This is a genomic window from Actinoplanes sp. NPDC048791 (genome assembly GCF_040650095.1).
Lineage (GTDB): Bacteria > Actinomycetota > Actinomycetes > Mycobacteriales > Micromonosporaceae > Actinoplanes.
In genome coordinates this window covers 1-6,604 of the sequence record NZ_JBEZGQ010000442.1, presented here as the reverse complement: position 1 = coordinate 6,604, position 6,604 = coordinate 1, and the positions used below count along the sequence as shown (strand labels likewise).

Annotated in this window: 3 protein-coding genes; all 3 read left to right on the top strand. The window is 74.0% G+C overall.

Annotation, left to right across the window (positions count from 1 at the left end; genetic code table 11):
- Positions 1–837 (top strand): alanine racemase (gene alr / locus AB0C29_RS27310; protein ID WP_360825688.1); only part of this gene is annotated, 837 nt, incomplete at its 5' end.
- The gene (locus AB0C29_RS27305; RefSeq protein ID WP_360825685.1) at positions 834–1,817 is read left to right on the top strand and encodes a D-alanine--D-alanine ligase family protein; all 984 of its coding nucleotides are present in this window, start codon (positions 834–836) and stop codon (positions 1,815–1,817) included. The genes alr and AB0C29_RS27305, both read left to right, overlap by 4 nt.
- A 65-nt stretch (positions 1,818–1,882) precedes the next feature.
- Positions 1,883–6,604: amino acid adenylation domain-containing protein (locus AB0C29_RS27300; protein ID WP_360825682.1), on the top strand; the 4,722-nt coding region annotated here is incomplete at its 3' end.

Below are 6,604 nucleotides of genomic sequence, written 5' to 3'. Positions count from 1 at the left end.
GTCCAAGGTGTGTACAACCTGCCGCACCTGCACCCGGTGGCCGCCGCCGGCCGGCCGCTCGGCGCCCGGGCGGTGGTCCAGCTCAAGGCCGACACCGGACTCTCCCGCAACGGGGCCGCGGGTCACGACTGGCCCGAGCTGACCGGCTGGGCCCGTAAGTACGAGCGGGAGGGCAGCCTGCGGGTCCGGGGCGTGTGGTCGCACCTGGCTGACGCCGAGACGCCGGGCTCGGCGAGCGTGGCCCGGCAGGTCTCGGCCTTCGACGAAGCGTTACGGATCGCCCGCGCGGCCGGCCTCGACCCCGAGCTGACCCACCTGGCCAACTCCGCGGCCGCGCTCACCGCGCCCGCCGCCCGCTACGACCTCTGCCGGATCGGGATCGCCCTCTACGGGATCGACCCGCTCGGCACCGGCCCGCCCGGCCTGCGTCCGGCGCTGACGCTGCGATCGCGCGTGGTCAACGTCAAGCGGGTCGGCCGCGGCGCCGGCGTCTCGTACGGGCCGGACCACGTCACCAGCCGCCCGACGACCCTCGCGCTGCTTCCCCTCGGCTTCGCGGACGGTCTGCCGCGCGCGGCGCAGGGCCGGGCCGAGGTGTGGCTGCACGGCCGCCGGTGCCCGGTCGTCGGGCGCATCGCCATGGACCAGTGCGTGATCGACGCCGGTGAGCTACCCGTCGCCGTCGGAGACCCGGTGACGGTGTTCGGCCCCGGCGGCGCCGCGCCGACGGTCGCGGACTGGGCCCGCTGGGCCGGCACCAGCCCCCACGAGATCTTGACGGGCATCGGCGCCCGGGTGAGACGGACCTACCGGTACGGAGAGGCAGCAGCACTGTGAGAACCCGGATGGCACTGGTCTACGGCGGCCGCAACGGCGAACACGCCGTGTCCCGCGGCTCGGCGGCGAGCATCCTGGCCCACCTCGACCCCGGCCGGTACGAGGTCACCGAGGTCCTCATCGAGCAGGACGGGCAATGGCAGGTCGGCGGCCGGCCCGTGGGTCTGCCCGAGGCGCTGCGGGTCTTGCGCGACCAGGACGTGGTGTTCCCGGCCCTGCACGGCGCGTACGGCGAGGACGGCCGGCTCCAGGCCCTGCTGGAGTGGCTGGGGGTGCCGTACGTCGGCAACGGGGTCTTCGCCGGCGCCGCGGGCATGGACAAGATCGTCACGAAGAAGCTGCTCGCCGCGGACGGGATGCGCGTCGCCGAGAGCGTGACGATCGACGGCGACGACCTCCCGCTGTCCGAGCAGCGCCGGCTCGGGCTGCCGGTCTTCGTCAAGCCGGCCCGGGCCGGGTCCAGCCTCGGCGTCACGAAGGTCCGCGACTGGGACGACCTCCCGGCCGCCGTGCGCCTGGCCCGCGGCTTCGACGACAAGGTCCTGGTCGAGCGGGCGATCACCGGGCGGGAGATCGACGTGGCCGTCCTGGAGCATCCCGACGGCCGGGTCGAGGCCGGCCCGCCGTTGGAGATCACGGTGACGGAACGGACCTTCTTCGACTACGACGCCAAATACCGGGGCGGCGCCACGTTCGAGATCCCCGCCGCCCTCGACGCCGCGACCACGAAGCTGCTGCAGGAACGCGCTGTGCAGGCTTTCCGGGCGCTCGGCTGCCGCGGTCTGTTGCGCGTCGACTTCTTCCTTCCGGGCGGCGAAACCGGTGAGCCGGTGGTCAACGAGGTCAACACGTTCCCGGGGATGACGGCCGAGTCGCAGTTCCCGCAGATCTGGCAGCGGGCCGGCCTTCCCTTCGCCGCTCTGCTGGACCTGCTGGTCGCCGGCGTCACCCGGCCCCGGACCACCGGAGCCGGAGGTTAGGCTAACCTAATCTCGCGTCGGTGACGCGCGCCCGGCAGGGCGTCCACATCGGAGGGCGAGATCAGATGACGGCAGGGCTGCAGGGTGTCGAGGAGCTTCTCGCGCGGTGGAACAACCACACGCGGCCGGCGACCACCTCGACCGCGGTCGCTGACTTCGCCGCGCAGGTCCGGCGTACCCCTGATGCTCTCGCCCTGGTGGCCGGGGAGACCCGTCTCACCTACCGGGAGCTGAGCGGCCGGGTCTACGCGGTTGCGCGGCACCTGCGCGAGCAGGGCGTCCAGGCCGAGGACGTGGTCGGCATCGGGATGCCGCGTTCCGCCGACATGGTCATCGCCGTCCTCGGTGTCATGGTCGCCGGCGGCGCGTTCGTGCCCGTCGACCCGGCCTGGCCCGCCCAGCGCCGCGAGCAGGTGCTGGCCGAGGCCCGGGCCGCGCTCGTGCTGACCGAGCTGCCGCCGGGGGTGGCCGAGGACCCGGAGATCCCCGTGGCGCCGGGGCAGCTGGCCTACGTCATCTTCACCTCCGGCTCGACCGGCACGCCGAAGGGCGCGATGATCCGGCACGAGGCCATCGCCGAGCGGCTGCGCTGGCAGGTCGAGCACGTGCTGCACTTCGGGCCGGGCGACGCCTCGCTGTTCAAGGCGCCGCTGTCCTTCGACATCAGCGTCAACGAGATCCTGCTCCCGCTGGTCTCCGGCGGTTACGTGGTGGTGGCCGAGCCCGGCGGCGAACGCGACCCGCAGTACCTGCTCGACCTGATCGCCACCGAGGGTGTGACCTTCGTCTACCTGGTCTCGTCCATGCTGGACGTGTTGCTGCAGCTGGCCCGCGGCACCCACCTGCTGGACGGCCTCAAGCACGTCTGGTGCGGCGGCGAGGTGCTCACCCCGGAGCTGTTCGACCGGTTCCGCGCCCAGCTCAGCACCACGCTCTACCACGGTTACGGGCCCGCCGAGGCGACCATCGGCGTCTCACACGTGATCTACCGCGACTCGGCCGAGCGGATCGCCACCTCGATCGGCCGGCCCAACCCGCACACCCAGCTCTACGTGCTCGACGACGAGCTGAACCCGGTCGGCGCCGGCGTCACCGGCGAGCTCTACGCCGCCGGTTTCCTGCTGGGCCGCGGTTACGTCAACGCGCCCGCGCTGACCGGCGCCCGGTTCGTCGCCAACCCGTTCGGCGCGGCCGGGGAGCGGATGTACCGCACCGGCGACCTGGCCCGCTGGCACGCCGACGGCACCCTGGAGTTCGTCGGCCGGGCCGACAACCAGGTCAAGATCCGCGGCATGCGGCTGGAGCTGGAGGAGGTCGAGGCGGTCGTCGCGACCCACCCGGCGGTGCGCCAGGCCGTCGTGGTCGTGCACGACCGGCATCTGATCGGGTACGCCGTCACGAGCGACCCCACAACGGCCGGCACCAGCAGCCCGGACGAGCTGCGCGGCTGGTGCGCGGACCGGCTCCCGGAGTACATGGTCCCGTCCGCGTTCGTGCTGCTGGACGCGTTCCCGCTGACGCCCAACGGCAAGGTGGACCGCCGTGCGCTGCCCGCACCCGTACTGGCCGGACCGGCCTCGCGGGCGCCGCGCACGCCCACCGAGGCTGCGCTCTGCGAGGTCTTCGCCACCGTGCTGGGCCTGGACACCGTCGGGGCGGAGGACGACTTTTTCGCACTCGGCGGGGACAGCATCGTCGCCATCGGGGCTGTCCGCGCGGCTCGCCGGGCCGGCTTCACGCTGCGCGCCCGGGACCTGTTCGCCAACCCCACGCCCGCCGCGCTGGCCCTGGTCGTGGCCTCCGCTGCCGAGCCCGAGACCACCGTGGTGGACCCGACCGGGCCGGTCCCGCCGACGCCGATCGTCGCCTGGCTGGACGAGGTGGGTCGGGCGACCGACGGCTTCTTCCAGGCCGTCACGCTGCGCACGCCGGAGGGCCTGACGCTGCCGGAGCTGCACGAGCTGGTGGACGGGCTGCTCGCCGCGCATGACGTGCTGCGCGCCTCGCTCGACGGCGCGGTCCTCACCGTCGCCCCGGTCGGGTCGGTGACCGCCCGTGACGTCGTCCGGGCCGGCGAGGACCTGGACGAGACCGCCGCCCGCCTGAGCACCGACCGGATGGTGGCCTTCTCCTTCCACGAGGAGGCCCGGCAGCTGATCGTGGCCGTGCACCACGTCGTCGTGGACGGGGTCTCGTTGCGCGTCCTGGCCGAGGATCTGCGGACCGGGCTGCCGATCGCGCCCGCGCCGACCTCGTACCGGCAGTGGGCGACCGCACTGTCCCAGGCTGACTTCAGCGCTGATGAGGCGCACTGGGCGGCGGTTGCGGCCGAGCCGGTGCCACTGCTCGGCAGCCGGGCGCTGGACCCGGCCCGGGACACCGTGGCCACCGAGGAGACGCTGACCGTCACGCTGGCTCCCGGCATCACCGAGCGGCTGCTCAGCACTGTGCCCGCGGCCATCCACGGCGGCGTCAACGACGCGCTCGTGGCCGCCCTGGCGCTGACGCTCTCGCCGGACGCGCCGCTGCTGCTGGAGCTGGAGGGGCACGGCCGCGAGGAGGACGCGGTCGACCTGGACCTGTCCCGCACCTTCGGCTGGTTCACCACGCTCTTCCCGGTCCGGCTGGACGTCACCGGGCTCTCCCTCCCGGCCGCGGTGAAGGCGGTCAAGGAGCAGCTGCGAGCGGTGCCGGCGAACGGCCTGTCGTACGGCGTTCTGCGGTATCTGGCGCCCCGGCCGGAGCTCGCCGTACAGCCGCAGGTGCTCTTCAACTACCTCGGCCGGTTCGGTGCGGATGAGGAAGTGGTCGAGCGGCGGGACCCGCGCATGCCGTTGCCGCGGGCGCTGGAGGTCAACGCCGTCACCGTCGACACCGCGCTCTCCGCCACCTTCAGCTGGGCAACCGGTGTGCTCTCCCGGCCGCGGGTCGAGGAACTCGCCGCCCGCTGGGTCGAGCTGCTCACCGCGATCGCCGCCGACCCCGGCGTCAGCGGGCCCACGCCGTCGGACTTCCCGCTGGTGAGCCTGACGCAGTCCGACGTGGACGCGCTGGGCGCCGAGGTCACCGACGTGCTGCCGCTGACCCCGCTGCAGGCCGGCCTGTACTTCCACGCCACCTACTCGCCGGGCGCCGACCCGTACGTGGTGCAGCAGCTCATCGAGCTGGACGGGCCGCTGGACGGGGAACGGCTGCGCCGCGCCGCCGGGGAGCTCTTCGACCGGTACCCGAACCTGGGCGCCGCGTTCCGCCCGGTCGGCGACGGCGAAGTGGTGGCCGTCGTCGGCGCCCGCCCCGAGCTGCCGTGGCGGCTGGTCGTCACCGATGACGTCGACACCGTGGCCGCCGCCGAGCGGGCTGAGCCGTTCGACCTGGCCCGGCCGCCCGGCATGCGCTACGCCCTGGTCCGGCTGGCCGCCGACCGGCACGTGCTGGTGCAGACCGTGCACCACATCGTCGCCGACGGCTGGTCCGTCCCGCTGATCCTCAACGACCTGCTCGCCCTGTACGCCGGCCAGCCCTTGCCGCCCGCCCCCGCCTACCGCGACTTCCTGGCCCACCCCGGCACCGGCGACCCCGAGGCCTTCGCTCGCCTGCTCGACGGCGTGGACGAGCCGACCCTGCTGGCCCCGGGCGCCGACGCTCCCGCCGCCCGCCTCTCCGCGACCGTAGACGGTGCCGGGGTGCAGGCGGTCGCCCGCGCGTACGGGATCACCGTCAGCAACGTCCTCGCCGCCGCCTGGGGTGTGCTCGTCGGCCGGGTGACCGGCCGCACCGACGTGGTGTTCGGCTCGACGGTGTCCGGCCGCGGCGTCGAGCTGCCCGGCATCGACGGGATCGCCGGCCTGCTCATCAACACCGTGCCCGCCCGGGTCCGCTGGACCGGCGCCGACAGCCTGGCCGACGTGCTGCGCGGCTTCGCGGCGGGTCAGCGCGAGGTGGTCGAGCACGAGCAGACCGCACTGGCCGAGGTCCAGCGCCGCCTGGGCCTGCCTGAGCTGTTCGACACCCTGGTCGTGATCGAGAACTACCCGGCCGCCGCCGCACCCGACGGCGGTGACCTGCGGATCGCCGGGATGCGCGTGATCGAGGCGCCGCACTACCCGGTGACGCTGATGGTCAAGCCGGGCGACACCATCGCCGTCGACCTGACCCACCGGCTCGCCCCGGAGACCGCCGGGCTGCTGCTGGAGCAGTACGTCCGCGTGCTGACCGCGATCGCCGCCGACGCCTCCCGCCCGGTCGCCACCCTCGATCTGCTGTCGGCGGAGCAGCGGGCCGCCGCGCTGGCTCTCGGGACGGGCGCTCCCGCGCTGGTCACGGCAACAGTGCCGGAGATGATCGCGGCCGTCGAACCCGCCCGGACCGCCGTGCGGGCCGGCGTGGTGGAGCTCACCTACGCCGAGCTGTGGTCCCGGGCGGGCGAGGTGGCCGGTGCACTGCACGCGGCCGGCGTAAGCCGCGGTGACGTCGTCGCGGTCGCCACCCGGCGCACTGCCGAGTTGCCGGTCGCGCTGCTCGGCGTGCTGCGCGCCGGGGCCGCGTACCTGCCGGTGGATCCGGGCTATCCGGCCGCCCGCATCGAGTTCATGCTCGAGGACGCGGCACCCGTCTGCGTTCTCGTCGACGACCCGAGCGCGCGGACCCTGCCCCCGCACGAGCTGCCGACCGTCCGGGTCCGGACGGCTCGGGGTGCCGCCCTGCCCCCAGTCACGAACGGCAGGACGACGATGCCTCCTATTACACCGCAAGGCACCGCGATCATTGAGGTCACCGGTGGCGTCGAC